The following is a 1822-nucleotide window of genomic DNA, read 5'->3' as shown; positions in this document are numbered from 1 at the left end:
CCTCAAGGGGGAGGGGTACCAGGAGTATCCCTTGTCCGCCCCACTCATCGAAATGCGCGGCATCACCAAGAGCTTCGGGGCCGTCAAGGCGAACGAGGCCGTGGATCTCAGCGTCGCACCGGGCGAGATCCTTGGGCTGCTTGGCGAGAACGGCGCCGGCAAGACGACGCTGATGAACGTGCTGTTCGGCGCCTATGCACCTGACGCCGGCGAGATACTGGTCGAGGGCCGGCCGGTCGCCATCCACAGTTCGGCCGACGCGCTCGCCGCCGGCATCGGCATGGTGCACCAGCATTTTCATCTGGCGCCGCGGCTCACGGTGCTCGAGAACCTCCTGATCGGCATTCCGGGCAAGTCGGGCCGCATCGACCGCGCCGGCGGGTTGGCGCGGCTGAAGGAGATCGGCCGCCAGCATGGGCTGAGCCTCGATCCGACGCTGCCGGTCTCGGCGCTGTCGGTCGGCGAGCAGCAGCGGCTGGAGATCATCAAGGCGTTGTTTCGCGGCGCGAAGCTTTTGATCCTCGACGAGCCGACGGCGGTGCTGGCGCCAGGTGAGGTCGACGGCCTGTTCGCCGCCCTGCGCTCGATGGCGGGCCAGGGGCTCGGCATCATTTTCATCTCGCACAAGCTCAACGAAGTACGGGCACTCACGCATCGCTGCGTGGTGCTGCGGCACGGCAAGGTCGCGGGCCGCGTCGACGACCCCGCCAACACGACGTCGTCCGCCATGGCGCAATTGATGTGCGGCCGCGAGATCTTGCCGCCGGCCAGAGGGCCCTCGACGCCAGGCGCGACGGTGCTTACCCTCGACGGCATTTCCACGTCGGGTCATCTCGGCACCGCGTTGCGAGATGTGTCGCTTTCGGTGCGGGAAGGCGAGATCCTCGGCATCGCCGGCGTCTCCGGCAATGGCCAGCGGGCGCTGGCCGACGTCATTTCCGGCATGCTGGCGCCGAAGGCCGGCGCGATGACGATAGCCGGCAAAGCGGTTGCGCAATTCTCGCCGCGCGCGGTACAGGCACTCGGCCTTGGCCGTATCCCGGAAGACCGGATGACGACCGGGCTGGTGACCAATCTGCCGCTCGCCGATTCCATGGTGCTGCCGCGCATCGGCACCGAGGCGTTCAGCCGCAAGGGTCTGCTCAATCCGTCCGCCATCCGCGCCTTCGCCGAGGAACAGATCAAGGCCTATGACATACGCTGCCCGGGGCCGATGGTGCGCGCTGGCGCGCTCTCCGGCGGCAATCTGCAAAAGGCACTGCTGGCGCGCGAGCTCGCCTTCGATCCGAAAGTGCTGATCGTGTCGCAGCCGACGCGCGGCCTCGACATCGGCGCTGCCCGCTTCATCCACGAGAAGTTCCTCGCCATGCGCGCCAAGGGCTGCGGCATCATCGTCATCGGCGAGGACCTCGAGGAACTGCTAATGCTCTCGGACCGCATCGCGGTGATGTATGAGGGCCGCATCGCCGGCACACTCGCCGGTGCGGACGCCACCGTCGCAAGGCTCGGCCTGATGATGACCGGCGTGGAGGGGAGGGCGTAAAGCATGGGTTTGCCTCTGATTTCGAACGCCGGCGCCGCCCCTCACCTGCCTGCCGGCGTCCTCTCCCCGTATAGTGACGGGGAGAGGGGCGCTGTCATGGCTGATTTCGCCAATCACCTGCGTTGCAAGAGGGTCGCCGCCGTCGCAGCCAGTGTCCAGCCGATAGATGGGTAACAGTTTGAACCGGATACATAGGTAACAGTTCTCCCCCTATTTGTCCGCTGCAGCGCCAAGCGGATTGGTTAGCGCGGCGCTGCAGCGGACAAGCGTCATACGCCT

General features: G+C 66.6%; 1 protein-coding gene. It reads left to right on the top strand.

The features are described from left to right. A partial coding sequence (locus EOA33_RS34500) for an ABC transporter ATP-binding protein (protein WP_348628294.1) occupies positions 1-1543 on the top strand: 1543 nt, incomplete at its 5' end. Positions 1544-1822: the final 279 nt, after the last annotated feature.

It is taken from the genome of Mesorhizobium sp. M4A.F.Ca.ET.050.02.1.1 (assembly GCF_003997725.1).
GTDB lineage: Bacteria > Pseudomonadota > Alphaproteobacteria > Rhizobiales > Rhizobiaceae > Mesorhizobium.
This window is presented reverse-complemented; position numbering and strand designations above follow the sequence as displayed.